This is a genomic window from Bradyrhizobium huanghuaihaiense, assembly GCF_025200885.1.
In the GTDB taxonomy this organism is placed as follows: Bacteria; Pseudomonadota; Alphaproteobacteria; order Rhizobiales; family Xanthobacteraceae; genus Bradyrhizobium; species Bradyrhizobium huanghuaihaiense.
Genome location: NZ_CP104172.1, coordinates 281,862 through 307,077 on the forward strand (window position 1 = coordinate 281,862; position 25,216 = coordinate 307,077).

Here is a 25,216-nt window from a genome sequence, read left to right on the forward strand (position 1 = left end):
CCCACCCTACGAGAGCTACGTCTTGTCGGACACACCCCTGTCCGGACCGGGATCGCCGCCAGCCGCTACGCTTGTGAGCCGTTCCAGATAGTGCGCCCATCCCTTCGCATGTGCCGCCGCCTGTTCCGCATTCGGCAGCCCGCTATGGGTCATGCGCAGCAGCGTGCCGCCGTCGCGCTCGATCAAATCGATCTCGATCAGGCTCGAGCCGGGCGGCACTTCCTGACCGCCCTCCCAGCCGAACGTGTAGGCCAGGCGATGCACCGGCACGACCTCGCGAAAGGCGCCGCGGGCGGCGGCGCCGCGCGGGCCGATACCCTTCAGCAGATAGAGGCCGCCGGGATGCGGTTCCGTGGTCGCGTCGGACCCCATCCAACTCAAAATTTTCTCGGGGTCGGTGAGATAGGCGAAGACGGTGGCGCGCGGGGCGGCGATCTGGGTCTCGCGTCGCACTATGAACGGTTCGGTCATCGGCGATCATCCCTGGTCTGACGATGGGACATGGCGGCGGCCCTGCGCTCCGTCAAGGATTGCCCGTGACAAAGACGGCCCTGCTTCGCCATCATCGGGCCATGCACCTGTCCCCGACCCTCGCCTGGCTCGTCGATGCCGCCTCGGATTGTGCCGGGGCCGACCGCCTGCTGGCGGAACTCGGCGCGCATCTGATCGCCGACGGCGTGCCGCTTGCGGCAGGCAGCCTGACGCTGGAGGTGCCGCATCCGCTGATCGCGAAGCGGACCTGGCTGTGGCGTGCCGAGACTGGCAGCGTCATCGAAGCGCTCGGCTTCGCGCCGGGCGGCCTTGCGCCCGACCCGCCCAACGATGGCGGCCGCCGCTGGCTGCGCGACGTCGCGGGCGGCGAGGCGCACGAGGATGTCGTCGGACGGTCCGACGGGCCGTTGCTCGGCTGGATCGGGTCGCGCCCGTTCACCGCGGAGGAGACCGAACGATTGCGTCAGGCCGCCCGCTTCGCGGCGACGCCCCTTGCCGTGCTCGCCGCGCGTGCCACGTTGCGGGCGACGCTGGATGCCTATCTCGGCAAGCGCAGCGCGGAGCGGGTGCTGGCGGCACCTCTGCGGCGCGATCTCGGCGAGACCATTCAGGCCGCGCTGCTCTATGCGGATTTGCGCAATTTCACGAGCTTGTCGGAAACCACACCGCCGGCCCAGGTCATCGCGGCGCTCGACGCGTGGTTCGACCGCATCGCCGGCGCGGTTCATGCCTTCGGCGGCGAGGTGCTGAAATTCATCGGCGACGGTGTGCTCGCGATCTTTCCGGTGCTCGAGGCATCGCCGCGCCGCGCCTGCGATGCCGCTCTCCGCGCGGCAGGTGCGGCCGAAGCCGGGATGGCCTATCTCAACGCCGAGCGCGGCGCGCAAGGCTTGCCGCCGCTCGCGTTCGGTGCCGCGCTCCATCTCGGCGAGATGCTGTGGGGCAATATCGGCGCCGCCAACCGGCTCGACTTCACCGCGATCGGTCCCGCCGTCAATCTCGCCAGCAGGCTCGAGGGATTGTGCAAGCCGCTCGGCAGGACGGTGCTGGTGTCGGGCGCACTCGCCGCCGAGACGGAGATGCCGCTGATCGCGCTCGGATCGCATTCGTTGCGCGGCATTGCCGCGCCTTGCGAGGTGTTTGCGCTGGCGGAGACGCAAGCTCGGCTATCGTAGCCCGCATGAGCGTAGCGATATGCGGGACCAGATGATCCCGGATGTCGCTACGCTCATCCGGGCTACGGCACTGCCTACATCCCGCCCATCTTGCAGACGAGCTTCCATTCATCCGCCGTCACCGGCTGCACCGACAGGCGCGAATATTTCACCAGCGCCATGTCTTTGAGCTTCTTCTCGGCCTTGACCGCGACCATCGTCACCGGCGTCTTCAAGGGCTTGTCGGCCTTGATGTCGACGCAGACGAATTTTTCGGTCTTGTCGGTCGGATCAAGGTAGGCCTCCTTGATGATCTCGACGATGCCGACGATCTCCTTGCCCTCGTTGGAATGATAGAAGAACGCCTTGTCGCCCTTCTTCATGTTCACGAGGTTCTGGCGCGCGGTGTAGTTGCGCACGCCGGTCCAGGCCTCGCCCTTGGCGCCCTTCGCCACCTGCTGGTCCCAGGACCACACCGACGGTTCGGATTTCACCAGCCAGTAGTTCATCGCAATCTGCCTCGTTCCCGGATGCGCCGCTGCGATGTTTAGGGCACGCGGATGCCCGGGACAAGCGCGGGCATCCGATCGCAGCGCTCACTCCTTCAGATATCGATCGAAGAACTTTGCGATATCGGTGAAAGCTTCCCTGGTCTCCGGCGCGTTGATGTTGAATTGGTACTGCGCGTGAGACTGACCCTCATAGACGTTGAGATCGGCGATCACGCCGGCGCGGCGCAATTTGCGATGCGTGCGAACCGTGTTGCTGAGGAACAGGTCGCGCGTGCCCGACGTCAGGATGGTCGGCGGGAAGCCTTTGAAGTCGCCATAGATCGGCGAGATGTAGGGATTTTTAAGGTCCGTCCCGTTGGCATAGAGCTTTGCGGCACGGCCGAGCCAGCCGTCCCAGGTCACCAGCACATTGTCGACCCACTCATTGCTGGCATAGGTGTCGCCGACCTTGTCGATATCGGACCACGGCGTGCCCGGCGCGATCGCCGCCGGCCTCGGCAGCTTCTCGTCCTTGGCTCGCAGCACCATCGCAAGCGTCATCGCCCCGCCCGTCGACGTGCCGAAGATCGCCATCCGGCGGGCATCGTGCTCCTTGGCGACTTCCTTCCAGACCGCCATCGCGTCGTCCATCGCGGCGGGATAGGGGAAATCGGGCGGCATGCGGTAATCGACCGAGATCACCTTGAAGCCGCCGAAGCCGGCCATCATGATCGCTTCCGGCAGCGCGGCTTCGCCGGGCCCGAACACATAGCCGCCGCCGTGGACGTGGACGAGAAGGCGACGCCGGTTCTCGGGCGGAATCCTGCTCGGCGTGACGATGAAGCAATGTACACCCGCAATCTTGGTCTCCTCGACCTTGACGCCGAGCTTCTCCTTCATGGCCGCAATGTTGGCGATCGAGAGTTTTGCGCGGCGATCGATCAGCTCTTTCCATTCCGTTGACGTCCTCGGGTCCGCATTGAAATGCGGCGGAAACGGCGCGCCGATCATGGCCTGCATGTCGGAGCTGACATCGTTGGCGGGATTGCCGATCGATTTGACGGGCGCGACCCGCTTGCCGTTTTCGGCATTGGCCGCCGCCTCGTTCCTGGCAAGCTCGTCATAGGAGAGCGCGGCCTGAGTGTAGGCTGCGGTGGGTGGCGCAATGGCGGCAAGTGTGATGATGCCGATCGAAACGATCGCACGATGCGGTTTGCGCATGCGTTCTTCCCCTGGATCCGTTTCGTTGTTGTTGGACCGGGATCCTGCGGTGTGCCGTCAGGCTAGACCAGCGTGCAAAGGCCGTGAAGTGCTACCTGCGGGGAGAGGGCGCGTTATTCTTCGGCCTTGAACGGCCGCGTCAGCAGCCCTTCGATCGCGGCGTCGATCGTCAATCTGTTATCGAGAATGGCGGCGACGGCTTGCGAGACCGGCATGTCGACATTCCGCGCGGCCGCGAGCTCGACCAGCACCGGCGCCGTGAATGCGCCTTCCGCAAGCTTCCCCGCCGGCGCGGCCTCGCCGCGCCCGAGTGCGATACCGAGCGCGAAATTGCGCGATTGCGCGGTGGAGCAGCTCAGCAAGAGGTCGCCGAGGCCGGAGAGACCCGAGAGCGTTTCCGCGCGCGCGCCGCAGGCGCGGCCGAGCCGCGCCAGCTCGCTGAAGCCGCGCGTGGTCAACGCTGCGAGCGCGGAGGCACCGAGATTGCGGCCGACCACGATGCCGGCGGCGATCGCCAAAACGTTCTTGGCCGCGCCGCCGATCTCGACGCCGCGGATGTCGGTGGAGTGATAGGGGCGGAAAGTCGGTGAACCCAGTGCCTGCACCAGCGCGCTCGCCAAGGTCTCGTCCTTTGCGGCCAGCGTTACCGCGGTGGGCAGGCCGCGGGCGACGTCGTCGGCAAAGCTCGGACCCGACAGGATCGCCGGCTGCGCGTGCGGTGCGGCTTCAGCGATCACGTCGGTCATGAATTTGTGGGTGCCGTGCTCGATGCCCTTGGCGCAGGCGATGATCGGTACCGGCTTCGTGATGTGCGAGGCCAGCATGTTGACCGCGCCGCGCAGGTGCTGCGCAGGCGTTGCGATCAGCAGCATCTCCGCGCGCGACGCCGCCGCGAGATCGCTCGTCACCACGATCTCCGGCGCCAGCCACACGCCGGGCAGCCGCGGATTGTCGCGCGTCGAGGCGATCCGCGTCGCATGCTCGGCGTTGCGCGCCCAGAGCGTCACGCTCCGGCCTGCCCGCGTCGCCACCGTCGCCAGCGCCGTGCCCCAGGCACCTGCCCCGATCACCGCAACGGATTGGAACGCGGTCATCGTCAGTATCCCGCCCGCGTCTTGCCGTAGCCCGCCGGCGCCGTCGCATTGGCGTCGAGCAGCCAGCGTGCGCGCGGCTGCGCCTCCATCGTGTCGGTCATTCCCAGCGCGAGGCGCTCGGCGCCGGCCCACGCAATCATCGCGCCATTGTCGGTGCAGAGCGCGGGCGGCGGCAGGATCAGCTCCGTCCCGGCCTGCCGCGCGACGTCATGCAGCGCGCCGCGGATCGCCTGATTGGCGGCGACGCCGCCGGCGGCCACGAGCGCGCGCGGTGCGCCGAACTGTTCGCGGAAAAGCTTCAGGCCGACATTCAGGCGGTCGGCGGTCGAATCCAGCACCGCGGCCTGGAAGCCCGCGCAGAGATCGCTGATGTCCTGCGGCGTGATCTCGGCGAGCCGGCTCGCTTCGGTGCGGACCGCCGTCTTCAACCCGGACAGCGAGAAATTGGCATCGGGACGTCCCTGCATCGGCCGCGGGAACGCAAACCGCGTGGCATCGCCGTTTTCCGCTGCGCGTTCGACCTGCGGGCCGCCGGGGTATGGCAGCCCCAGCATCTTCGCGACCTTGTCGAAGGCTTCGCCGATGGCGTCGTCAACGGTGGTGCCGAGTCGCACATACTGGCCGACGCCGGTAACTGCCACGATCTGGGTATGGCCGCCCGAGGCGAGGAAGAGGCAGTAGGGAAAATCGATTCCGTCGGTGAGGCGCGGCGTCAGCGCATGCGCCTCCAGATGGTTCACCGCGACCAGCGGCGTGTCGTGCACCATCGCGATCGCTTTCGCGGTGGTGAGTCCGACGATCACGCCGCCGATCAGCCCGGGCCCTGCGGCCGCGGCGACGCCGTCGAGCTGGGCATAGTCGATGCCGGCCTCGTGCATGGCGCGGTCGATGATGCCGTCGAGCACGTCGACATGCGCGCGCGCGGCGATCTCCGGCACCACGCCGCCGAAGCGGGCATGCTCCTCGACCTGCGAGCGCACGATGTTGGACAGGATCTTGCCATTACCGTCAGGCGCGCGCTCGATCACCGCCGCGGCGGTCTCGTCGCAGGTGGTTTCGATGCCCAATACCAGCATTGGCGAATCGTTATCCAATTTGCGCCCTTGCACTGATCCATAAAGCAGAGTTCTGGTAAGTCCGGTAGCATTCCGGGGCCAGATTGCGCAATCGTCACGCGCAGCGATCCCGGCGAATGCGTCACCGTCACGCGGTTCGGGAACACACGCGATGTCCATTCTTGTCACACGGCCGCATCCGGACAATGAGGCGACAGCGGACAATCTGCGCGCGCGGGGGCATGTGGTGCTGCTCGCGCCGGTGCTCAAGTTCGAGCCCGTCGCCTTCCATGACGAGGGTGAAGCGGGCTATGGCGCCGTCATCGTCACGTCGGCCAATGCGATCCGCGCCGTCGCGCCGCAATTGCGGGACCTCGGCCTTTTGGAGCTGCCGCTGTTTGCGGTCGGCGAGCACACAGCGTCTGCTGCGCTTGACGCCGGCTTTGGCGAGGTCATCGTCGCCGGCGGCGATGCTGCGGCCCTACGCGACAAGGTCGTGCAAAGCGCGCGCGACAAGGTGCTGAAGAAGAAAAGCACGCTGCTTTATCTCGCCGGCGCAGATCTGTCGCGCGATCTCGGCGGCGAGCTTGGTGCGGAAGGATTCAACGTGGTGACGCAGACCACCTATCGCATGGCGCCGGTCAAGCATCTGCCACACGAGGTCTGCGAGGGCTTTGCCGCCCACGGGGTCGAGGCGGTGCTGCACTACTCCCGGCGCAGCGCGCGGGCGTTCCTGGACGCAGCGCGGGACGAAGGCGTCGAAATTTCGGCGCTGGCAATCCCGCAGTGCTGCCTGTCCGAGACGGTCGCCGGCGTGCTGCGCGATGCCGGTGCGTCGCAGGTTCTGGTAGCCGCGACGCCGGACGAAAATGCCTTATTTGACACCTTGGAGCGTGCTTTGCGTACCCGTTTGGCGTAAGAGGTCGGGCCGAATCCGGCGCGATCGGGTCCGTTTAAGGATCTAATGCCAGGATCTGTGCAAGGTATGGAAGTGTGAGGAACCGTCACGATGGCCGACGACAAGCCTGAAGACGCAGGATTGGCTCCCGACACCGGTCGTGCCAAGCGCACCCCGCCCACCATCGACCTCGAGGCAACCGAAGTCTCGACCCAGCCGCGGGAGGTGGCGGGCGAGCCCGAGGCTCAGCCGGCGGCCGAGCAGGCCGCGCCTGAGCAGGAAAAGGTCGAGGAGACCAAGCCCGAGCCTCAACCCGAGTCAGCCGAGGAGCAGCCTTCCATTGCGCCCGCGTCCGCTTCGCGGTCGATGTCCCCCTGGGTCATTGCACCGTTCTCCGGTGCGGCGGCGGCAGCGCTCGTGATCGGGGTCGGCTGGATGCTGGGCTGGCCCGCAGTGCAGGCGCCGCCGGCCGCGCCGCAAGTCACGAGCGCGACGGTCGATGCGTTGAGCGGTCGCGTCGCCGCGGTCGAGGGCAAGGCCGGCAAGCCCGTCGCCGATCCGGCCATGGCCGCGCGGATCGACGCGCTGGAGAAATCGGCGAGCGCGCTGCGCAGCGACATCGCCAATCTGCGCGCGCAGTCCGACAAGACCGCGAGCGCGCTGAACGATAGCAAATCCGCGCCGCGCACCGCTGCGCCCGATGTTGCCGCGCTCGCCGACCGCATCACGCAGCTCGAGCGCGCCAGCAAGACCGAACGCGCCGAGCTCGCGCAGCAAGGCGAGAAGATCGCCGACGCAAAAGTGATGGATGACAAGCCGCTGCGCTTTGTGGTGGCTGCGACCCTGCTCGATGTCGCCGTTCGCCATGGCGATCCCTACCAGTCGCAGCTGTCCGCGGCGCGGTCGCTCGCCGCCAAGCCTGACATGCTGAAGCCGCTCGATGCGTTTGCATCGTCGGGCATCCCGACCCCGGTCGCGCTGAGCCGCGAGCTGCTCGCCATCGTGCCGAAATTGTCGCCGCCGGCGGAAGCCCCGGCCGCGAATGCCGGCATCGTCGAGCGCCTGCAGGCAGGCGCGTCGAAACTCGTACGCATCGAGCGCACCGACGGCGTCGGCAACGATCGCGGCGCCATCGTCGCCCGGGTGACGGCCGCGGCGCTGCGCAACGATTTCGTGGAGGCGCGGCGGGAGCTGAAGACGCTACCCGAGGCCGATCGGGCGCCGGCGCAGGCCTGGCTCGAGAAGGCCGATGCCCGCGACGCCGCGCTCGCCGCGTCCCGCAAATTCGCCGACGATGCCATGGCGGATCTCGCCAAATCTGCTCAATAAGATTCGCGCAACAATCAGCGCGTAATAGGGATCGCCATGCTTCGCATCGTCCTTTTCCTTGTCCTGATTGCACTGGCGGCGGGCGGCGCGGCCTGGGTTGCCGACCAGCCTGGCGATCTCGTCCTGACCGCGGGTGGTTTCCGCGCGTCTACGACGTTGCCCAGGTTCGTGTTCTTGCTCGGCCTCTTTGCCGCGGCCGTCGTGCTGGTCTGGAGCATCCTGACCACGATCTGGCGCACGCCGGGCCGCATGCGCCGCCGTCGTCACGAGAAGCGTCACGCGCGCGGCCGCCACGCCATCACCCACGGCCTGCTCGCGATCGGTCATGGCGATACCGCGCTCGCTCGGCGTCACGCCGAGGCGGCGCGGCGCCACGCGCCGAACGATCCGCTCGCGCTGCTGCTGCATGCGCAATCCGCCCAGCTCGAAGGCAAGCGCGACGAGGCCCAGCGCGTCTTCCGCGCCATGGCCGAGCGCGAGGATACGCGCCTGCTCGGCCTGCGCGGCCTGTTCATCGAGGCGCAGCGCGCCGACGATGCGGTCGGTGCCGTGATGATCGCGGAGGAAGCGATCAAGCTGTCGCCGTCCTCGACCTGGGCCTCGCATGCGGTGCTCGGCTTCCGCTGCGCGCGCGGCGACTGGAGCGGTGCGCTCGCGATCCTCGATTCGAATCTGTCTGCCGGCCTGATCGACAAGCCGGCCTATCGCCGCCAGCGCGGCGTGCTGCTCACGGCGCGCGCGCTTGAATTGGAAAAGATGGACCGCGACGTCGCGCGCGAGAGCGTGATGGAGGCGATCAAGCTCGCGCCGACCCTGGTGCCGGCCGCAGTGCTCGCCGCAAAATTCGAGAGCGAGGCGCATCAGGTCCGCCGCGCCATGAAGCTGGTCGAGACCGCCTGGCTCGCCAATCCGCATCCCGATCTCGCGGATGCTTATGCGCATGTGAAGCTCGGCGATTCCGCGCGGCAGCGCCTGCAGCGGGTCGAGACGCTCGCGGCCAAGACGGCTGCCGACAAGCCCGGCCATGTCGAGGGCCAGCTCGCGATCGCGCGCGCGGCGATCGATGCCACGGAGTTCGCCCGCGCACGCCAGGTGCTCGCGCCCTATATCAACGATCCGACCCAGCGCGTGGCGCTGTTGATGGCCGAGATCGAGCGCGCCGAGCATGGCGATAGCGGCCGTGCCCGCGCCTGGACCCTGCGCGCGGTGCGCGCCCGGCACGATCCGGCCTGGACCGCGGACGGCTATGTCAGCGACCGCTGGCGCCCGGTCTCCCCGGTCACCGGCCGGCTCGACGCCTTCCAGTGGCAGACGCCGGTCGCCAGCCTGCCCTCGGACAAGGCGACCACGATCGAATCCTCGGCCTTCGAGGAGGCCATGCTGGCCGCCCCGCCGCCAAAGCGGGTGACGGCGGCTCAGAGCGAGAGCCCGGTGGAACCGGTCGTGACAGGTCCGGCCCCGGCACCCGCCGCTCAGGACAATTCTCCCCCCGAGACCAAGGAAACCGCCAAGGAAACGGCCGAGGAAACGGTCAAGGAAGCCGTCACGGAAACCGCCACGGACGAACCGGCGGTGGCACCTGCCGAGCCGGTCAAACCGGCCCCCGACCCGGCCGAATCATCGCCGCCGGCGGCAACGCCGGTGTTCCGGACCCGCGCCGATCTCGGCAAGCCCGCCCCGATCCCCGCCGTCATCCCGATCGTCCGCGCGCCCGACGATCCCGGGATCGATGACGAGGGCCCGAGCGATGAATTTACGGAACAAATCGGCACGCCCAAGCCCGATGCAAAGGCCCAGGCCGGCGGCTGGCGCGGATTCTGGTCCCGCTGGGGCGCGTGAGGCGCATTTCGGCCCCCGCTTGTCCTTGCCAATTCGGGCCATGCCCGATATCAGGAGCGCGCGTATCGGGACCGGCATCGCTTTGGTCCCGGCAGAGCTGCCGCAATAGCTCAGTCGGTAGAGCACGTCATTCGTAATGACGGGGTCGGGGGTTCGAATCCCTCTTGCGGCACCAGCGCCTTGTTGTCCAGCCCGAGACATAGGTAACAGGTCGTACCTAAGACATGGGTGACAACCTCGTGCCCGCCCCGGAATGTCCCGGTCACGCCGAACACGGGGAGATTGACATGCGCAAAATCATTCTGGTCGCCGCCATGGTCCTGGCTTCTGCATCCGCCCAGGCTGGCGACCGCAGCCACGGCATCTATTGGTAGTCACCTCCTCCCTTCCAAAAGCAAATGGCCGGGCAGAGCCCGGCCATGATGTCTTGAGGACGTGCTTCGACCGCTTATTGCGAGACCGTCTGCACCACGCTTCCGATCGGACGCGTGTTCGTGCCCGCGGTCGGCACCTTCATGTCCTTCATCAGCGCCTCGTCATATTCCGGCAGCGTCTGGAAGGTGGTCTTGGCCTTCATCTGCACGACCTTGTAACCACCGGCCTTGAGCCGTGCCAGCAGCGCCGGCATGGCCTCACCGGTGTGCTTCTGGAAGTCGTGCATCAGGATGATGCCCTTGCCGAGCTTGTCGAGCCTGGTCATCACGGTCTCGACGATCTTCTCCGGCGTCGCGCCCTTCCTGAAGTCGAAGGAGTCGATGTCGGTCGAGAACATCGCGACGTTGCGGGTGCCGAAATAGGTCACCATTGCCGGATTGTGCTGAAGCTGCGGGAAGCGGAAGAACGGTGCCGGATTGGTGCCGAGCGCGAACCGCACCGCGCTAAAGCCCTTCTCGACCTCGTCCTTGACCTGCTGCTCCGTCATCTTCTTGCTGTTCAGGTTGACATGCGACCAGGTGTGCGTGCCGACCGTGTGGCCCTGGGCCAGCACCTGGCGCAGGATTTCCGGATGGTAGGTCGCGTGCTTGCCGACCGAGAAGAACAGGCCCTTGGTGCATTCATCCGCGAGCGCCTTCAGCACCGCGGGCGTGTTGACCGGCCACGGACCGTCGTCGAAGGTCAGCACGACCTCCTTTTCGGTCAGGAAGTCGAACTGCTTGAAGTGCTCGAAGCCGAAACCCGGACCGCCTGTCGTGTCGATCTCGACCACGCGGGATACGCCCAGCGCGTTCGGATTGGCGCAGGCCTGCTTCGGCTGAACTGGCGCGGCCGGTGCGGGCGCAGGCGCGGGTGCCTGGGCAACGGCCGTCGGTTTCGCCGCGATCGTCGCAGTGGTCGCGACGTCGTCCTTGGCGGCGATTTTCGCCTGTGCCGGCAACGGGTCGGCGGCACGGGCGGCAACTGTCTTGGGGGCGCCCTGATCGGCGCTTGCGGAATAATAAAACCAACCGCCGGCGGCGATCACGACCGCCGCAACTACACTGGCCAGCATCAGGCCCAACGCATTACGCATCGCTACTCTTTCCAATTACGCAACCAAACCGGCGGAATTTCCCGCGCGACGAGCCATTAATGCGAAGGAACAGTTAACGTGACACCAACACGACTGCGGATGCGGAGGAATTTCAGCAAGGTGCGCCAAAGTGACCGAGGTCACAGAACGCGGGCCGCTCGTGACCGTCATCACAGTGGAAACGGTTTTACCGGAGCATCGTAGTTCCCATTAACAACGGGCCCGCTATGGCGGCGCCAATGGGAGCTTCAAATGACCACGTCGTTCTCTACCAAGTCCCTGAGTAGCAAGATCCGCGATACCGGCCTGGCTCTGGGCTTTGCCGCCTTTGTCTCGATCGTCTCGACCACCTCGAGCTTCGCTTTCACGGCCGAAGCGCAGCAGATGTGCACCGGCGATGCCTTCCGCCTGTGCTCGTCGGAGATCCCCAACATCCCGAGGATCACCGCGTGCATGATCAAGCATCGCTCGGATCTGAGCGCCGGCTGCCGTGCGGTGATGGACAAGGACCTCGCCAAGGGCGCCTCACGCAAGGTCGCTGACGCGCAGGACAAACAGTAAGAGCAGCACTGCGATCGTTGCGTCGGTTAGCTCCCCTCGCGATGCGCCCCGGCGTCAAGCCGGGGCCACGCGGCGGTGTGATGCAGCCTGCCAATAAAGCCGTTGCGGCTCAGGGATCGTCGCACTAGCTTCGCCCGCACATTCTTCCGGGTAAGAGGCATTACGCGATGACCAGATTTCTTTTCGTTATTTCCTTGCTCTTGTGCGCGACCGCCGCGTCCGCGCAACAGCAGCCCGGACACGACGCCTGTGCGCGTGATGTCAGCCGCTTCTGCCGCGCCGTGATGAACAATGGTGATGGCGCCGTGCTGGCGTGCCTCAAGCAGAACCGCACCCGCCTCAGCAAGGCCTGTGACAAGGTGCTGACGGAGCACGGGCAGTAGTGATTCCCGTAGCCCGGATGAGCGTAGCGATATCCGGGACTCCTGACCCCGCATATCGCTTCGCTCATGCGGGCTACGGACTGAGATAACCTACGTGCTGCTCCCCGCCGCGGTTGCGACCACCGGCAGCACCTCGCCGCCCGCGCGGTCCGGCGTCTCGTCCTTCCAGCGCACCGAGCCAAACGGGCGCTCCAGCATGCGGCGGACGCGTACCGGCTCGGGGCCGATGTGGTAATCGATCGCCTGTTGATGCAGCGCGCGTTCGGACAGGGTCGAGCGGTTGCGCTGGCGTAAGTAATCGAACCAGGTCGGGCAGTGATAGCGCTCGGTCCACAATTCGGGGTCGGCGATGTCGCGCGCGATCGACCAGCCATAGGCGCCGTTGCGCTGCCGGGAGAGCTGCACGTCCTGCATCACGTTGTGGAAGGCGCGCGCGTTCTCCTGGGCGACGCGGTATTCGATCTCGACCACCAGCGGTCCGCTGCGGCCGGTGAGCGACAGCCGCACCTCGGGATCGGCCAGCACCTCGGCATCCTCGTTGCGGGCGCCGACGCGCGGCATCGCGAGCCAGATTCCGAGCAGCGGCGAGAGCAGCATCAGACCGGCTGCGACCAGAAGCGCGACCTCGACGCCGGCATAGTCGGTGAGATGGCCCCAGCCCCAGGCGCCGATCGCGATGCCGCCGGAGATCGAGGCCTGGAATGCCGCGAGCGAGCGGCCGGCGACCCAGCGCGGCGCCGAGAGCTGCACGCCGATATTGAACAGCGCGACCGCCGCCATCCAGACAGCGCCGGCGAGCACCAGCGCGGTGGCCGTCAGCACCGGCTCGGTGCTCACGGCGAGGGCAGCCATCGCGAACGCCATCGAGATGGTGCAGGCGCGAATCGCGGCCTCGCCGCTCATGCGCTTGCGGAGTTCGTGGATGTTGAGTGCGCCGACCACCGCGCCCATGCCGAATGCGCCGAGCATGATGCCGTAGGTCTGCGCGCCGCCATGCAAGAGGTCACGCGCGACCAGCGGCATCAGCGCCATGATGGCACCGCCGGTCAGGCCCATCACCAGCGTGCGCAGCAGCACGATCTTGATCGGCGGCGAATTGGCGATGTAGCGGAAGCCCGAGACCATGGCGCGGTTGAGCTTTTCCCGCGGCAGGCGCGAGGGCTCCACCGAGCGGCGCCAGAGCAGCAGCACCACCAGCAGCGGCAAATAGAGGATCGCATTGCAGGCGAAGGCAGCGACTGCGCCGAGCGCAGCGACGATGACGCCGCCGACCGCGGGACCGAAGCTGCGCGCGATGTTGTAGCTGATGCCGTTCAGCGCAACCGCCGACGGCAGGGCTTCCGGCGGCACCTGCTCGCTGACCGAGGATTGCCAGGCCGGTCCGAACAGCGCGTTGCCGCTGCCGACGACGAAGCAGAAGGCGAGCAGCGCTTCCGGCGTGATGAGCTTGAGGCCGGCGAGGATCGTCAGCGCGCTCGCGCCGGCCAGCGCGATCGCGAGCGAGACCAGGGTGACGACGCGGCGGTCATACATGTCGGCGATGGCGCCGGCCGGCATCGAGATCAGCATGATCGGCAGCATCAGGGCGGTCTGCACCAGCGCCACCTTGTCCGCCGAGGCCGCCATCTGCGTCATCGCCCAGGCCGCGCCCACGCCCTGGATCAGGAGGCCGAGATTGGAGAGCAGGCTGGCAAGCCAGATGCGCCGGAATACGGTGAACCGCAGCGGGGCGGCGATGCCCTCGCCGGCGAATTTCTGACGGTTCGGCTGCTCGGTCATATCCCCTTCCATATGGGCTGGCAGAAGTGGTCTTTGGGTGATTCCGGCAAAGTCAGTGATGCCCGCGAAAGTCCTTCGCTGTCCAGTGGTTAGGCCGGTATAAGCGGTGCAAAGATGGTATTGCCGGGGAGGAACAGATGAGGCTGTCGCGACGGACGATCCTGCTGGGGGCGGGCAGCTTGCCTTTCGCGCTTGCGAGCTTGCGAACGGGCGCGCTGGCCCAGACGACGCCCGCAGCGCAAAACGCGGAAGTGCCGCCGATCCTGTTCGTCCACGGCAATGGCGACTACGACGCGCTCTGGATGACGACCTTGTGGCGGATGGAATCCAACGGCATCGCGCGCGATCGCATGATGGCGATCAATTTCACCGACCCGCTGGCGCGCAGCGACGACAAGGTCGAGCAGGCGAACCGCTCCTCGACCGAGGACCAGCGCCGCGAGCTCGCTGCTGCCATCACTGAACTGAAGCGCCGGACTGGAGCTCCGCGCGTGGCGCTGGTCGGCAGCTCGCGCGGCGGCAATGCGATCCGCAACGTCATCAGGAATGGCGGTGCCGGCGATGTCAGCCACGCCGTGTTGTGCGGCACGCCCAATCACGGCGTGTTCGCGACCGACGACCAGCTTGGAAACGAGTTCAATGGCCGCGGGCCGTTCCTGCGCGGTTTGAACGAGGGGGAGAGCGAGGTGACGCCAGGGGTCGCCTTCCTCACCTTGCGCAGCGACGGCATGGACAAATACGCGCAGAGCGACGGCCGCTTCATCGGCAAAGCCGGCACGCCGACCGGCGTCACCAATGAGGGGCCGGAGCTGAAGGGTGCCACCAATCTGGTGCTCGGAGCGCTCGACCATCGCGAGGTGGCGTTCCATCCGCGCGCCTTCCGCGAGATCTACAAGTTCATCGCCGGCCGAGAGCCCCAGCGAATTGCGATCGCGCCGGAGCAGAGTGTCCGCCTGAGCGGCCTCGTCACCGGCACGCCCGGCGGTGTGCAGACCAATCGCCCGGTCGTGGGCGCAACCGTCGAGATATTTCGCGTCGACCCTGATACCGGTGAGCGCAAGGGCAGTGCCGTGCACAGCGCGAAGACCGGCGCCGACGGTCATTGGGGACCGGCGCAGGTCGAGCCGTCCTGGTCACTCGAATTCGTCCTGGCGGCGCCGGATGCGCCGACCACGCACATCTATCGTTCGCCCTTCCCGCGCTCGTCCGACGTCGTGCACCTCCGGCCCGCGCGCCCGCTCGGGCCGGCGGACAAGGACGCCGGTGCGATCGTGATCATGTCGCGTCCGCGCGGCTATTTCGGCCTGCCGCGGGACGTGGTGCTGTTCGACGGCAAGGAGCCCGCCGACGTCAAGTCCGGCGTGCCCACCGATGCGGCAGCAACATTGCGGCTTCCGGCCGCAGAGATCGGGCGTAACATCGTCGCCCAGTTCGGCGAAGAACGGATTGTGGCACGCCTCTGGCCGGCCGCCGAGAACAGGATTGCGATTGCCGAAATGACTTACTAGCTATTCAGGTGCGTCACATCTGCGGGAGCGAGCCATGAATATCGCCAGTGTGCGTCGGCCCATCATCCCCCCGGCCCCGCCGCGTGCGCCCGACAACATGTCGTTTCTCGGCAAGCTCGCCGTGATCCGGCGCAACATGATCGCGACCTGGGGGCAGCGTGCCTACGAGGAAGAGGTCATCCCGGGCCGCTTCGTCTTCCGCAACAGTTTCATCCTGAATCGTCCGGACGCGATCCGGCATGTCCTGCTCACCAATTACGAGAATTACACGCGCACGCCGGCCGGCATCCGCATGCTGCGTCCGGTGCTCGGCGAGGGCCTCCTGATCGCGGAAGGGCACTCCTGGACGTTCCAGCGCCGCACGCTCGCGCCGGCGTTCACGCCGCGCGCGACCGCGAACCTCGTCCCGCACATGACCGCGGTGCTCGACGAGACCATCGCCAAGCTCGATGCGCGCACGAGCGAGCTGGTCGATCTGCGCGAGATCATGCAGCGCATGACGCTCGAGATCGCCGGCCGCACGATGTTCTCGTTCGGCATGGACCAGCACGGCGCCACCTTGCTCAACTTCGTGATGGAGTACGGCGAGCGGCTCGGGCGTCCCTATTTCCTCGACATGCTGCTGCCGGTGTCCTGGCCGACCCCGATGGATCGTGCCCGCGCCCGCTTCCGCAAGCGCTGGACCGAATTCGTGTCGATGCTGATCGCCGAGCGGCGCAAGATGGGCAAGAAGGACGGCGCGCCACCGCGCGATTTGTTCGATCTCATGGACGAGGCGCGCGATCCTGAAACCGGCAAGGGCTTTTCCGACGCGCAGCTCATCGACGAGGTTGCGACCATGATTCTCGCCGGTCACGAGACCACGGCGACGGCGCTGTTCTGGGCGCTCTATCTGCTCGCGCTCGATCCGGAGACGCAGGAGGAAGTCGCCTCCGAGACGCGGGGCGAGCATCTCGACAGCATGGCCGACATCGATCGCCAGAAATTCACCCGCGCCGTGATCGAGGAGACGATGCGGCTCTATCCGCCCGCGTTCCTGGTCGCGCGGGCCGCGCGCGAGAAGGACAATGCGGCCGGCGTCGAGATTGGCAAGGGCGACATCATCATGATCGCGCCGTGGCTGCTGCACCGGCACGAGAAGCTGTGGGATCAGCCGAACGCGTTCATTCCAAAGCGCTTCATGTCGACCGAGGCGCCCGACCGTTTCGCCTATCTGCCGTTCGGCGCGGGCCCGCGCGTCTGCATCGGCGCGCCGTTCGCGCAGGCCGAATCCGTGCTGGCGCTGGCCCGGCTGATCGGCGCGTTCCGCGTCGAGCTGGCCGACCAGACTCCCGTGATTCCGCATGGCTTCGTCACGACCCAGCCGGGTCACTCACCCATGTTCCGCATCACGCGTCGATGACAGGCGATCGCCTGGTCGATGGCGTGATCACCAAAGATAGAGTTACGCCATGAGCGACATTCAGGCCCAGTTTTCCGTTCTGAAGCAGACTGCCGATGCGAAGGTGGTCGATGCGATTGCGGATCTCATCGAGCATGGCGAGGATCACGAGCTCAACCGCGTCAACGTGCTCGATTTCTCCACGCAGCACAGTCTCGACGAGGAGCACGTGATCTCGGCCTTCCTGCATTCGGCGCGGCTCGGGCTGTTCGATCTCGGCTGGAACGTGCTGTGCCCGGGCTGCGGCGGCGTGCTCGGGGCGCACTCGACCCTGAAGGCGCTCAAGCCCGACGATTATCACTGCGCGCTCTGCGCCTGCGGCTACAAGGCCTCCGTCGACGACCAGGTCGAGGTCTCCTTCACCGTGAATCCGCGCGTGCGGCGCATCGCGGCACACGATCCCGACACGCTCCCGGTGTGGGAATATTTCAAGCAGGTGTTCTGGAGCTCCGGCGTCGACTTCAACAAGGAATCGTTTGCGACACTCGCCAACGAGGTCACGCTGGACACGATGGAGCTGCCGGCCGGGGAGAAGGCGACCATGTCGCTGCAACTGCCGAGCGACTTCGTCATCATCTTCGAGCCGGTGACGCACGCCGCCCATTTCATCGACGTCCAGGGCGAGCCGACCAAGGACCGCCAGCAGCTCGCCATCATGTACAACAAGGTGCAGGCGCCGACCGGGACCACGGTCATGCGGCCGGGCCCGCTGCGGCTGTCGATGGAGAACCAGGCCGGCGTGCGCGTGCTGCCGTCGGTGTTCATCGCGGCCGAGGCGCTCCATCATCTCATCGGCAAGCGCAAGCCGTTCCTCACCGCCAAGCGGATGCTGTCGAACCAGACCTTTCGCGATGTGTTCAAGGCGGACAATCTCAGCCTCGACCAGCGGCTCCAGATCACCTCGCTCACCTTCCTGTTCACCGATCTGAAGGGCTCGACCGCGCTCTACGAACGCGTCGGCGACCTCGCCGCCTTCGATCTCGTGCGCGCGCATTTCCATGCGCTGCTCGAGATCATCTCTTCCGAGAAGGGCGCGGTGGTGAAGACCATCGGCGATGCCGTGATGGCGACCTTCGTCCGTCCCGAGCACGCGATCGTCGCGGGCCTGCGAATGCGCGCAGCGATGGACGCGCTCAACAAGCAGCGCGGCACCACCGACCTCATCGTCAAGATCGGCATCCACGAGGGGCCGTGCCTCGCGGTGATGCTCAACGAGCGGCAGGATTATTTCGGCCAGACCGTCAACATCGCCGCGCGCGTGCAGAGCCTGTCGACCGCGCAGGAGATCCACATCACCGGGCCGGTGGCAGATGCGCCGGCGGTCGCCGAACTTCTCCAGCAGCGCGAGATCAAGCCGATCCAGAAACAAGCCGCGCTGCGCGGCATCGCCGACAAGATGGTGGTGTACGAGATACCGTGAGGGACGGGAGGAGATCGCCACACTCTCCGTCATTGCGAGGAGCCCTTGCGACGAAGCAATCCAGGCTGCCTCCGCGAAAAGAATCTGGATTGCTTCGCTGCGCTCGCAATGACGATGTGGAGGCAGATGGGTGTTATATCTCCTCCATCTTCATTGCCCGGTCAGGCCCGGCCATGACGGCCGAAGGCCCGCCCATATTGCCGAAACGTAATGCGCGCGCGAAACTGACGCACGTTGCGCCGGTTGAGTTTCCCGCTCATATAATGCTGGTAGCCGCCGCACCCCGCGGCGGCATCGATTTCGGTAGGACCTTATGCTCGACGGCCTGCGCCAATTCATCGCCGACATTGTTGCTCCCCAGGCCGGGGATCGCGCTTTCGGTGATAGCGATTATCGGCTCGCGGCGACCGCGTTGCTGGTCCACGTGGTCTCGCTGGACGGCCAGCCGAGCGCGGCCGAGCAGAGCAAGCTGCACAGCCTGATCGAAAGCCATTTCGGGCTCGATCGCGGCACGGCTGATCGATTGATCGCCGATGCCACCCAGGTCGAGGGCGACGCGGTCGATCTCTACCATTTCACCAGCGTCATCATGCGCTCGCTCGACGAAGCGGGCCGCAAGCGCATCGTGCAGATGATGTGGGAGCTGGTCTATGCCGACGGCCAGGTCTCCGAGTTCGAGGACAACGTCGTCTGGCGCGCCTCCGACCTGCTCGGGATCTCGCAGCGCGACCGGATCGACCTCAAGCACGCCGTTGCCGAGCGTGCCGGCGGTCAGGTGCAGGACAGCGCCGTGGGCGGTTGATCCGCGCAAGCCGGCCGACGGCCGGTTGTGCCGATCACATGACGAAACTTTAATGTGGGCGATCGCCGCCCGGATTCGCCCGTAAATTCCCGGGTTTTCCGCTTTCCCTGATGTCCGCTCAAGCGGCCATGCGGGCGGCGCCGCTTGCCTGTCGCGCACGGCCTATGCTCTCGTTCCGCCATTGCGGGACCAAAAACTTCAATTCAAGAGACATCGATCGTGACTGAGCGGGTAACGTTGATCACCGGTGCCTCGGCGGGCATAGGCACGGAGCTGGCGCGTGTATTTGCCGCCAATGGACACCGTCTCGCACTGACGGCGCGACGGGCGGAACGGCTTGAGGCGCTTGCGATCGAGCTCGCCGCCAAGGGCGGCAAGAAGCCGATCGTGATCGCCTGCGATCTTCAGGACGCCGGCGCCGGCGACAAGATCGCCGCGGCGCTCAAGGCCGAAGGCGTCGAGCTCGATCATCTCGTCAACAATGCCGGCTTCGGTGTGTTCGGCGATGCCATCGAGTGCGACCGCGCCGAGCAGGTCGGCATCGTCGATGTCAACGTGCGGGCGCTGACGGATCTGTCGCTGCGCTTTGCCGATCAGCTGATCAGGAACAAGGGCGGACTTCTGAATGTCGGATCGGTCGCCGGCTTTCTGCCCGGCCCCGGCATGGCCGTCTACTACGCCTCCAAGGCCTATGTGATTTCCCTCACCGAGGCGCTGCGGGCAGAGCTCGCGCCGCGTGGCGTTCGCGTCACGGTGCTTTGCCCGGGGCCGGTGCCCACCGAATTCCAGGCGCGCGCCGGTGTCGGGTCCGGGCACAATACGGCGCTTCTCAACGTTTCGGCTTCCGATGTCGCACGACAGGCCTATCACGGCTTGATGGCCAACAAACGGGCAGTGCTGCCGGGTCTCGGCATCAAGATTGTGCCGTTCGCGCTGCGGTTCTTTCCGCGCGGCTTTATCCTGTCCGCCACCAGCCGGTTCCAGAGGCAGCGCCGCTGAAGGCAGTTCTGAACGTCCGTAGTGGCCCGGAGCTTGCTTCAGTCTAGGAGCGTGTGTGCGCAAACTCACACGATGTTAACCATCGCTTAGCTATGCTGGCGGTCTGAACCGATAGCACTCGCAGAGACCATGTCGTTCCGGACGGACAGGTTTGGTAGCGCAGAAGTGGTGCCCTTCCGAAAGAGGGCGCCGAGCGCCGCCGCCTCCGAAAACCGGCTGCCGGTTCTGATCGTCCTGCACCAGGAATCCTCGACACCCGGCCGCGTCGGCAATGCGCTGCGCGCGCTCGGCCACCGTCTCGACATCCGCCGTCCCCGCTTCGGCGATCCCCTGCCCGAAACCCTCGACCGGCATGCCGGCGCCGTGTTCTTCGGCGGCCCGATGAGCGCCAACGATCCCGACGACTACATTCGACGCGAGATCGACTGGATCGAAATTCCGCTCCGCCAACAGCGGCCGTTCCTCGGCATCTGCCTGGGCGCGCAGATGCTGGCGATGCAGCTCGGGGCCCGCGTCGCGCCGCATGCGGAGGCGCTGACCCAGATCGGCTACTACCCGATCCGCCCGACTGCGGCAGGACACGCGCTCTGCCCGGACTGGCCGGCGCAGGTCTATCACTGGCACCGCGAGGGGTTCACGTTGCCCGTCGGTGCCGAACTGCTTGCGGAAGGCGACGACTTTCCGATCCAGGCCTATCGCGCCGGCAATGCCTTCGGGGTGCAGTTTCATCCCGACGTGACCTACGCGATGATGCATTGTTGGACCACGCGCGGCTACGATGGCCTCAGCGCACCCGGCGCGCGCGAGCGGCATCATCACTTTGCGGACCGTGCCGTGTATGACGCGGCGGAGCGTGCCTGGCTCGATCATTTCATCGACGGCTGGCTGGCGCGGCGGCCGGTGCTGGCGCAAGCCGCCGAGTAACCCGCGCCTTAGCGCAGGTCCTTGGCGCAGATCCTTGGCGCAAGTCCTTGCCTCATCCCTTGATATGCTAGGCTCTTTCCTAACGAGCGCGCGAGAAGTTGCGCCGGCAGACAAAGGGAGAGCGCCGTGGCCTATGAACACATTCTCTACGAGGTGAGCGACAGGATCGCGACCATCACGCTCAATCGTCCCGATCGCATGAATGCCTGGACGCCGATCATGGAGCGCGACGTGCGTCACGCGATGGAAGCGTCAAACGCCGACGACAATGTCCGTGTCATCGTGCTGACAGGCGCGGGCCGCGCCTTCTGTGCCGGCGCCGACATGGATGCACTGAAGGGGCTCGATCCCGATGACGTCAGGCGCGCGTCCAACCTGCCGCCGTTCGACATGAACCGCCGGCCCGATTGGCAGACGCGCTACGGCTTCTATCCGTCGATCAAAAAGCCCGTCATCGCCATGCTCAACGGCGCGACGGCCGGCATTGGTCTCGTCCACGCGCTCTATTGCGACCTGCGCTTTGCCGCCGACAACACCGTGTTCACAACGGCGTTCGCGCGGCGCGGCCTGATCGCCGAGCACGGCATCAGCTGGATGCTGCCGCGCATCGTCGGCCACGCCAATGCGATGGATCTGCTGCTCTCGGCGCGCCGCGTTGCGAGCGATGAGGCGCTGCGGATCGGACTGGTCAACCGGCTCTGCTCGCCCGAGCAGCTGCGCGAGGAGACCTACGCCTATGCGCGCGACCTCGCCGATTTCGTCTCGCCGAGCGCGATGGCCGTGATCAAGCGCCAGCTCTACGAGGTGCCGTTCCAGACACTGGCGGAGGCGACGATCGAGGCCAACAGGGAAATGATGGTGGCGCTGAACGGGAGTGATTTCCGGGAAGGGGTGGCGAGTTTTATGGAGAAGCGGCCGCCAAGGTTTACGGGGAGGTAGGGGGAAGTATTCCTCAACCAGTCCGTCTTCGCCCTTTGGGCTTCGCCGGACACCACGCTTCGCCCTTCGGGCTCTTGCGTGGCTGCGCCACGCGTAGCCCGAAGGGCGAAGCGTGGTGGAGCCAGGCGGGATCGAACCGCCGACCTCGTCATTGCGAACGACGCGCTCTCCCAGCTGAGCTATGGCCCCTTTGCTGGCCGCTCTGGTAAACGCGGCCGACAACCGGGCGCCATTTAAGTCCCTGCCAAGGTCAAGTCAAGGACGGGTGTAACCCGGTTTTAGCCATTTCGGTGCCCGAACTTCCCTTGTTTGGTCCGGGGGGAACCGATATCTAGCAAAAGGCGTCACTCCCGACCGAAGCCAGAGTTTTCATAAGCCAGAGGCCTCAAAAGCCATGCGTGCCGTTCTCGACATCGTCATCATCGTGCTCGACCTCTACGTCTGGCTGCTGATCGCCTCCGCGATCCTGTCCTGGCTGATCGCCTTCAACGTCGTGAACACGCGTAACCAGTTCGTGTCGGCGGTGGCGGAGTTCCTGTACCGGATCACCGAGCCGCTGCTGGCGCCGATTCGCAATTTCCTGCCCAGCCTCGGCGGTCTCGACATCTCGCCGATCATCCTGATCCTGATCATCATGTTCATCGAGCGGGTGATCCTGTACTACATCTACCCGAACGTGATCTGAGCAGGCTGGAGCGCCTTGGTTGCGAAAGAAGCTTCTAGGGAACCCTGGCGCTATTCCGCCGCAGGAATCAGCATCGCGCTGCGGGTGACGCCGCGCGGCGGTCGCGACGACATCGACGGGATCGAGCAATTGGCCGACGGCCGCAGCGTGCTCAAGGTGCGGGTGCGCGCCATTGCCGATGGCGGCGAGGCCAACAAGGCCGTTCTGATGCTGCTGGCGAAATCGCTTGGCGTGCCCAAGGCCAGCGTCAAGCTCCTGTCGGGGGCGACGTCGCGGCTGAAGCAGATCGCGGTCGACGGCGATCCGGCGCGGCTGGGCGAAGCCCTGCGCCAGCTCGTCCAAGCCAAAGCGGCAGACGCCAAATCGACAGACTGAGGAACTGACATGACCGCCAAGATCATCGATGGAAAAGTCATCGCCGCGGAACTCCGCGCCCGCGTTGCCGACGAGGTCGCCCGGGTCAAGCGCGAGCACAATCTGGTGCCGGGCCTTGCGGTGGTCCTGGTCGGCAACGACCCCGCCAGCGAGGTCTATGTTCGCTCCAAGGGCACCCAGACCCAGGCGGCCGGCATGGCCTCGTTCGAGCACAAGCTGCCGGCTGACGTCTCGCAAGCGGACTTGCTGGCCGTCGTCGCAAAGCTCAACCGCGATCCCGCCGTGCACGGCATTTTGGTGCAACTGCCGCTGCCGAAGGGGCTGAACACCGAGGCCGTGATCAACGCCATCGATCCCGCCAAGGACGTCGACGGCCTGCATCCGAACAATGCCGGCCGTCTCGCCGGCGGTTTCGAAGCGCTGTCGCCCTGCACGCCGCTCGGCTCCATCATTTTGACCAAGAGCGTCCATGCCTCGCTCGAAGGCATGAACGCCATCGTCATCGGTCGCTCCAACCTGGTCGGCCGGCCGCTGGTGCAATTGCTGCTGAACGAGAACGCCACCGTGACGATTGCGCATTCGCGCTCGCGCGATCTGCCTGATCTCGTGAAGCGCGCCGACCTCGTCTATGCCGCCGTCGGCAGGGCCGAGATGGTGCGCGGCGACTGGCTGAAGCCCGGCGCGACCGTGATCGACATCGGCATCACGCGAATCCCGAAGGAGGACGGCAAGACGCGCCTCGTCGGCGACGTCGCCTATCAGGAAGCGCTTGGCGTTGCCGGTGCCATCACGCCGGTGCCGGGCGGCGTCGGCCAGATGACGGTGGCGTGCCTCTTGGTGAATACGCTCCGCGCGGCCTGCGCGATCGCCGGGCTGCCGAAGCCGGCGGTGTAGTTGAGTGTCATTCCGGGGCGGCTCGCAGAGCCGGACCCGGAATCTCGAGGTTCCGGGTTCGCCTCTTCGAGGCGCCCCGGAACGACGACTAGCCCTTCTTCTTCTTCTCGCGCTCGATGCCCTCGAGGATCAGCTTGTGCGCCTCCTCCGGGCCGCCCCAGCGCAGGATCTTCACCCACTTGCCCTTCTCGAGATCCTTGTAGTGCTCGAAGAAGTGCTGGATCTGCTGCAGCGTGATGTCGGGCAGGTCGGAGTACGACTTCACCTTGTCGTAGCGCTGCGTCAGCTTCGACGACGGCACCGCGAGGATCTTCTCGTCGCCACCGGCCTCGTCCTCCATGAACAGCACGCCGACCGGGCGCACGCTCATGACGGCGCCGGGGATGATGGCGCGGGTGTTGATGATCAGCACGTCGCAGGGGTCGCCGTCGTCGGACAGCGTGTGCGGGATGAAACCATAGTTACCGGGGTAACGCATCGGCGTGTACAGGAAGCGGTCGACCACCAGCGTGCCGGCCTCCTTGTCCATCTCGTACTTGATCGGTTCGCCGCCCACGGGGACTTCAATGACGACGTTGACGTCTTGGGGGACGTTTTTTCCGATCGAGATAGCATCGATACGCATTCAAGGCTCCGTTGTTGCCGAGGTTAAATCGCGCCCGGCAGCGATTTTGGCGCTGTCATACGCGGGCTTGGCCCGCCAATCCATCGTGTTTTTGCGAAATAATGAATCCAGCGATCACCGGCGCAAGCGGCGGGCGGTATCGAAGGAAGGAAAGCGCTGCCGGCTGGACTTCAGCAGCTCAATTGGTCCAGGCGAAGGCAACCTTGTCGAGCGACTTCGGCCCGAAACGCTCGGAGGAGCGCGCCACCATGCGGCCGCCCAGGGCGCGGTAGAACTCGGTCGCCGGATCGTTGTCCGAGAGCGCCCACACCACCATGCTCTTCAGGCCGCTCTGCATCAGGTCGCGACGGGCGGCGGCGAACAGGCGGCGGCCGAAGCCGAGGCCCTGGAATTCCGGACGCAGATAGAGCTCGTAGATCTCGCCGTCGAAGTGCAGGCTGCGCGCGCGGTTGCGACCATAGTTCGCATAACCCGCGATCTTGTCGCCGAATACCAGCACGCTGACGCGGCTGCCCTTGCGGATCGCACTGTCCCACCACTGCGGACCGCGGCGGTTGATCAGCTTCTCCAGCTCGGCGCCGGGGATGATGCCCTGATAGGCCGAACGCCAGGCTTCGTCATGAGTCGATGCCACCGCAGTTGCATCTGCGGATTTGGCCGGCCGGACCTCGATCAGGGTTGTGCTCATGGACGCGATCAAACCAAGTCGCCGCGCCGGCGGCAAGACCTATCGTTAATTATCGGTTAACCTGTGGACTTTCTGCATCAGTTTTATGGCCGCGTTGTACCGAAAGAGGA

At 66.0% G+C, this 25,216-nt stretch carries 26 protein-coding genes and 2 tRNA genes; 18 read left to right on the forward strand and 10 right to left on the reverse strand.

Annotated elements, in window-relative coordinates; translation table 11 throughout:
- Positions 1-15: 15 nt before the first annotated feature.
- Entirely contained in the window at positions 16-471 is a 456-nt protein-coding gene (locus tag N2603_RS01310) for an SRPBCC family protein (protein ID WP_018645094.1), read from the reverse strand.
- A 101-nt stretch (positions 472-572) separates the two neighbouring features.
- Here N2603_RS01310 and N2603_RS01315 point away from each other — a divergent pair, with 101 nt between their 5' ends.
- Positions 573-1,667, forward strand: coding sequence for an adenylate/guanylate cyclase domain-containing protein (locus N2603_RS01315; protein WP_260424429.1), 1,095 nt, complete (start codon positions 573-575; stop codon positions 1,665-1,667).
- Positions 1,668-1,741: 74 nt separating this feature from the next.
- On the opposite strand, the gene N2603_RS01320 is transcribed toward N2603_RS01315, so the two are convergent.
- From N2603_RS01320 to tsaD, 4 genes are all read right to left on the reverse strand, one after another.
- Positions 1,742-2,155: an EVE domain-containing protein gene (locus N2603_RS01320; protein ID WP_260387398.1), complete on the reverse strand. Its 414-nt coding sequence runs from the start codon at positions 2,153-2,155 to the stop codon at positions 1,742-1,744.
- 87 nt (positions 2,156-2,242) lie between these two features.
- Complete coding sequence (locus tag N2603_RS01325; protein WP_260387399.1) at positions 2,243-3,358, reverse strand: alpha/beta hydrolase; 1,116 nt, start codon at positions 3,356-3,358, stop codon at positions 2,243-2,245.
- 113 nt (positions 3,359-3,471) lie between these two features.
- Positions 3,472-4,452 carry an NAD(P)H-dependent glycerol-3-phosphate dehydrogenase gene (locus tag N2603_RS01330; protein ID WP_260387400.1) on the reverse strand — a complete coding sequence of 327 codons (981 nt, stop codon included), beginning with the start codon at positions 4,450-4,452 and terminating at the stop codon, positions 3,472-3,474.
- A gap of 2 nt (positions 4,453-4,454) precedes the next feature.
- A complete protein-coding gene (tsaD, locus tag N2603_RS01335) occupies positions 4,455-5,528 on the reverse strand; it encodes a tRNA (adenosine(37)-N6)-threonylcarbamoyltransferase complex transferase subunit TsaD (RefSeq protein WP_260387401.1) in 1,074 nt (357 codons plus the stop codon).
- 151 nt (positions 5,529-5,679) lie between these two features.
- Between tsaD and N2603_RS01340 the strand changes: the two genes are divergently transcribed.
- The 5 genes from N2603_RS01340 (at position 5,680) to N2603_RS01360 (ending at position 9,947) form a co-directional block, all read left to right on the forward strand.
- A complete protein-coding gene (locus tag N2603_RS01340; RefSeq protein ID WP_260387402.1) occupies positions 5,680-6,426 on the forward strand; it encodes a uroporphyrinogen-III synthase in 747 nt (248 codons plus the stop codon).
- Positions 6,427-6,516: 90 nt separating this feature from the next.
- On the forward strand, positions 6,517-7,734 hold the full coding sequence (locus N2603_RS01345) for a COG4223 family protein (protein WP_260387403.1): 1,218 nt from the start codon (positions 6,517-6,519) through the stop codon (positions 7,732-7,734).
- Between the two features lie 36 nt (positions 7,735-7,770).
- Positions 7,771-9,573, forward strand: coding sequence for a heme biosynthesis protein HemY (locus tag N2603_RS01350; RefSeq protein WP_260387404.1), 1,803 nt, complete (start codon positions 7,771-7,773; stop codon positions 9,571-9,573).
- Between the two features lie 99 nt (positions 9,574-9,672).
- Positions 9,673-9,748, forward strand: a tRNA-Thr gene (locus tag N2603_RS01355).
- A 49-nt stretch (positions 9,749-9,797) separates the two neighbouring features.
- Entirely contained in the window at positions 9,798-9,947 is a 150-nt protein-coding gene (locus N2603_RS01360; protein ID WP_260387405.1) for a hypothetical protein, read from the forward strand.
- A 74-nt stretch (positions 9,948-10,021) separates the two neighbouring features.
- Here the strand turns inward: N2603_RS01360 and N2603_RS01365 are convergent, their stop codons facing one another.
- Positions 10,022-11,083: a polysaccharide deacetylase family protein gene (locus tag N2603_RS01365; RefSeq protein ID WP_260387406.1), complete on the reverse strand. Its 1,062-nt coding sequence runs from the start codon at positions 11,081-11,083 to the stop codon at positions 10,022-10,024.
- 252 nt (positions 11,084-11,335) lie between these two features.
- Between N2603_RS01365 and N2603_RS01370 the strand changes: the two genes are divergently transcribed.
- Both N2603_RS01370 and N2603_RS01375 read left to right on the forward strand, forming a co-directional pair.
- On the forward strand, positions 11,336-11,644 hold the full coding sequence (locus N2603_RS01370; RefSeq protein ID WP_260387407.1) for a hypothetical protein: 309 nt from the start codon (positions 11,336-11,338) through the stop codon (positions 11,642-11,644).
- 167 nt (positions 11,645-11,811) lie between these two features.
- The gene (locus tag N2603_RS01375; RefSeq protein ID WP_018645104.1) at positions 11,812-12,027 is read left to right on the forward strand and encodes a cysteine rich repeat-containing protein; all 216 of its coding nucleotides are present in this window, start codon (positions 11,812-11,814) and stop codon (positions 12,025-12,027) included.
- A 90-nt stretch (positions 12,028-12,117) separates the two neighbouring features.
- Here the strand turns inward: N2603_RS01375 and N2603_RS01380 are convergent, their stop codons facing one another.
- On the reverse strand, positions 12,118-13,806 hold the full coding sequence (locus tag N2603_RS01380) for an MFS transporter (protein WP_260387408.1): 1,689 nt from the start codon (positions 13,804-13,806) through the stop codon (positions 12,118-12,120).
- 137 nt (positions 13,807-13,943) lie between these two features.
- On the opposite strand from N2603_RS01380, the gene N2603_RS01385 reads away from it, so the two are divergent.
- The 7 genes from N2603_RS01385 (at position 13,944) to N2603_RS01415 (ending at position 21,839) form a co-directional block, all read left to right on the forward strand.
- The gene (locus tag N2603_RS01385) at positions 13,944-15,314 is read left to right on the forward strand and encodes a hydrolase (RefSeq protein WP_260387409.1); all 1,371 of its coding nucleotides are present in this window, start codon (positions 13,944-13,946) and stop codon (positions 15,312-15,314) included.
- Positions 15,315-15,348: 34 nt separating this feature from the next.
- A complete protein-coding gene (locus N2603_RS01390) occupies positions 15,349-16,716 on the forward strand; it encodes a cytochrome P450 (protein ID WP_260387410.1) in 1,368 nt (455 codons plus the stop codon).
- 49 nt (positions 16,717-16,765) lie between these two features.
- Entirely contained in the window at positions 16,766-18,175 is a 1,410-nt protein-coding gene (locus tag N2603_RS01395; RefSeq protein ID WP_260387411.1) for an adenylate/guanylate cyclase domain-containing protein, read from the forward strand.
- 313 nt (positions 18,176-18,488) lie between these two features.
- Positions 18,489-18,977 (forward strand): tellurite resistance TerB family protein, encoded by a 489-nt coding sequence (locus tag N2603_RS01400; protein ID WP_260387412.1) that lies wholly within the window; start codon positions 18,489-18,491, stop codon positions 18,975-18,977.
- Between the two features lie 219 nt (positions 18,978-19,196).
- Positions 19,197-19,976 (forward strand): SDR family NAD(P)-dependent oxidoreductase, encoded by a 780-nt coding sequence (locus N2603_RS01405; protein ID WP_260387413.1) that lies wholly within the window; start codon positions 19,197-19,199, stop codon positions 19,974-19,976.
- 129 nt (positions 19,977-20,105) lie between these two features.
- Positions 20,106-20,900, forward strand: a complete 795-nt coding sequence (locus tag N2603_RS01410) for a glutamine amidotransferase (protein ID WP_260387414.1) — start codon at positions 20,106-20,108, stop codon at positions 20,898-20,900.
- 126 nt (positions 20,901-21,026) lie between these two features.
- Entirely contained in the window at positions 21,027-21,839 is an 813-nt protein-coding gene (locus N2603_RS01415) for an enoyl-CoA hydratase (RefSeq protein ID WP_260387415.1), read from the forward strand.
- 113 nt (positions 21,840-21,952) lie between these two features.
- On the opposite strand, the gene N2603_RS01420 is transcribed toward N2603_RS01415, so the two are convergent.
- Positions 21,953-22,028 (reverse strand) — tRNA-Ala (locus tag N2603_RS01420).
- A gap of 205 nt (positions 22,029-22,233) precedes the next feature.
- On the opposite strand from N2603_RS01420, the gene N2603_RS01425 reads away from it, so the two are divergent.
- The 3 genes from N2603_RS01425 to N2603_RS01435 are packed head-to-tail and all read left to right on the forward strand — an operon-like array spanning position 22,234 to position 23,793.
- Positions 22,234-22,524, forward strand: a complete 291-nt coding sequence (locus N2603_RS01425) for a YggT family protein (protein WP_018645113.1) — start codon at positions 22,234-22,236, stop codon at positions 22,522-22,524.
- 15 nt (positions 22,525-22,539) lie between these two features.
- Entirely contained in the window at positions 22,540-22,899 is a 360-nt protein-coding gene (locus N2603_RS01430; protein WP_018645114.1) for a DUF167 domain-containing protein, read from the forward strand.
- A gap of 9 nt (positions 22,900-22,908) precedes the next feature.
- Complete coding sequence (locus tag N2603_RS01435; RefSeq protein WP_260387416.1) at positions 22,909-23,793, forward strand: bifunctional methylenetetrahydrofolate dehydrogenase/methenyltetrahydrofolate cyclohydrolase; 885 nt, start codon at positions 22,909-22,911, stop codon at positions 23,791-23,793.
- An 88-nt stretch (positions 23,794-23,881) separates the two neighbouring features.
- Here N2603_RS01435 and ppa read toward each other — a convergent pair whose 3' ends face one another.
- Together ppa and N2603_RS01445 are read right to left on the reverse strand one after the other, a co-directional pair.
- Positions 23,882-24,418 carry an inorganic diphosphatase gene (gene ppa / locus N2603_RS01440; protein WP_018645116.1) on the reverse strand — a complete coding sequence of 179 codons (537 nt, stop codon included), beginning with the start codon at positions 24,416-24,418 and terminating at the stop codon, positions 23,882-23,884.
- Positions 24,419-24,596: 178 nt separating this feature from the next.
- A complete protein-coding gene (locus tag N2603_RS01445; RefSeq protein ID WP_260387417.1) occupies positions 24,597-25,106 on the reverse strand; it encodes a GNAT family N-acetyltransferase in 510 nt (169 codons plus the stop codon).
- Positions 25,107-25,216: the final 110 nt, after the last annotated feature.

Bases quoted from the DNA above. Each gene is read 5' to 3' on its own strand.
- N2603_RS01310 (WP_018645094.1), bottom strand. From the start codon at position 471: ATGACCGAACCGTTCATAGTGCGACGCGAGACCCAGATCGCCGCCCCG.
- N2603_RS01315 (WP_260424429.1), top strand. From the start codon at position 573: ATGCACCTGTCCCCGACCCTCGCCTGGCTCGTCGATGCCGCCTCGGAT.
- N2603_RS01320 (WP_260387398.1), bottom strand. From the start codon at position 2,155: ATGAACTACTGGCTGGTGAAATCCGAACCGTCGGTGTGGTCCTGGGAC.
- N2603_RS01325 (WP_260387399.1), bottom strand. From the start codon at position 3,358: ATGCGCAAACCGCATCGTGCGATCGTTTCGATCGGCATCATCACACTT.
- N2603_RS01330 (WP_260387400.1), bottom strand. From the start codon at position 4,452: ATGACCGCGTTCCAATCCGTTGCGGTGATCGGGGCAGGTGCCTGGGGC.
- tsaD (WP_260387401.1), bottom strand. From the start codon at position 5,528: ATGCTGGTATTGGGCATCGAAACCACCTGCGACGAGACCGCCGCGGCG.
- N2603_RS01340 (WP_260387402.1), top strand. From the start codon at position 5,680: ATGTCCATTCTTGTCACACGGCCGCATCCGGACAATGAGGCGACAGCG.
- N2603_RS01345 (WP_260387403.1), top strand. From the start codon at position 6,517: ATGGCCGACGACAAGCCTGAAGACGCAGGATTGGCTCCCGACACCGGT.
- N2603_RS01350 (WP_260387404.1), top strand. From the start codon at position 7,771: ATGCTTCGCATCGTCCTTTTCCTTGTCCTGATTGCACTGGCGGCGGGC.
- N2603_RS01360 (WP_260387405.1), top strand. From the start codon at position 9,798: ATGGGTGACAACCTCGTGCCCGCCCCGGAATGTCCCGGTCACGCCGAA.
- N2603_RS01365 (WP_260387406.1), bottom strand. From the start codon at position 11,083: ATGCGTAATGCGTTGGGCCTGATGCTGGCCAGTGTAGTTGCGGCGGTC.
- N2603_RS01370 (WP_260387407.1), top strand. From the start codon at position 11,336: ATGACCACGTCGTTCTCTACCAAGTCCCTGAGTAGCAAGATCCGCGAT.
- N2603_RS01375 (WP_018645104.1), top strand. From the start codon at position 11,812: ATGACCAGATTTCTTTTCGTTATTTCCTTGCTCTTGTGCGCGACCGCC.
- N2603_RS01380 (WP_260387408.1), bottom strand. From the start codon at position 13,806: ATGACCGAGCAGCCGAACCGTCAGAAATTCGCCGGCGAGGGCATCGCC.
- N2603_RS01385 (WP_260387409.1), top strand. From the start codon at position 13,944: ATGAGGCTGTCGCGACGGACGATCCTGCTGGGGGCGGGCAGCTTGCCT.
- N2603_RS01390 (WP_260387410.1), top strand. From the start codon at position 15,349: ATGAATATCGCCAGTGTGCGTCGGCCCATCATCCCCCCGGCCCCGCCG.
- N2603_RS01395 (WP_260387411.1), top strand. From the start codon at position 16,766: ATGAGCGACATTCAGGCCCAGTTTTCCGTTCTGAAGCAGACTGCCGAT.
- N2603_RS01400 (WP_260387412.1), top strand. From the start codon at position 18,489: ATGCTCGACGGCCTGCGCCAATTCATCGCCGACATTGTTGCTCCCCAG.
- N2603_RS01410 (WP_260387414.1), top strand. From the start codon at position 20,106: ATGTCGTTCCGGACGGACAGGTTTGGTAGCGCAGAAGTGGTGCCCTTC.
- N2603_RS01425 (WP_018645113.1), top strand. From the start codon at position 22,234: ATGCGTGCCGTTCTCGACATCGTCATCATCGTGCTCGACCTCTACGTC.
- N2603_RS01435 (WP_260387416.1), top strand. From the start codon at position 22,909: ATGACCGCCAAGATCATCGATGGAAAAGTCATCGCCGCGGAACTCCGC.
- ppa (WP_018645116.1), bottom strand. From the start codon at position 24,418: ATGCGTATCGATGCTATCTCGATCGGAAAAAACGTCCCCCAAGACGTC.
- N2603_RS01445 (WP_260387417.1), bottom strand. From the start codon at position 25,106: ATGAGCACAACCCTGATCGAGGTCCGGCCGGCCAAATCCGCAGATGCA.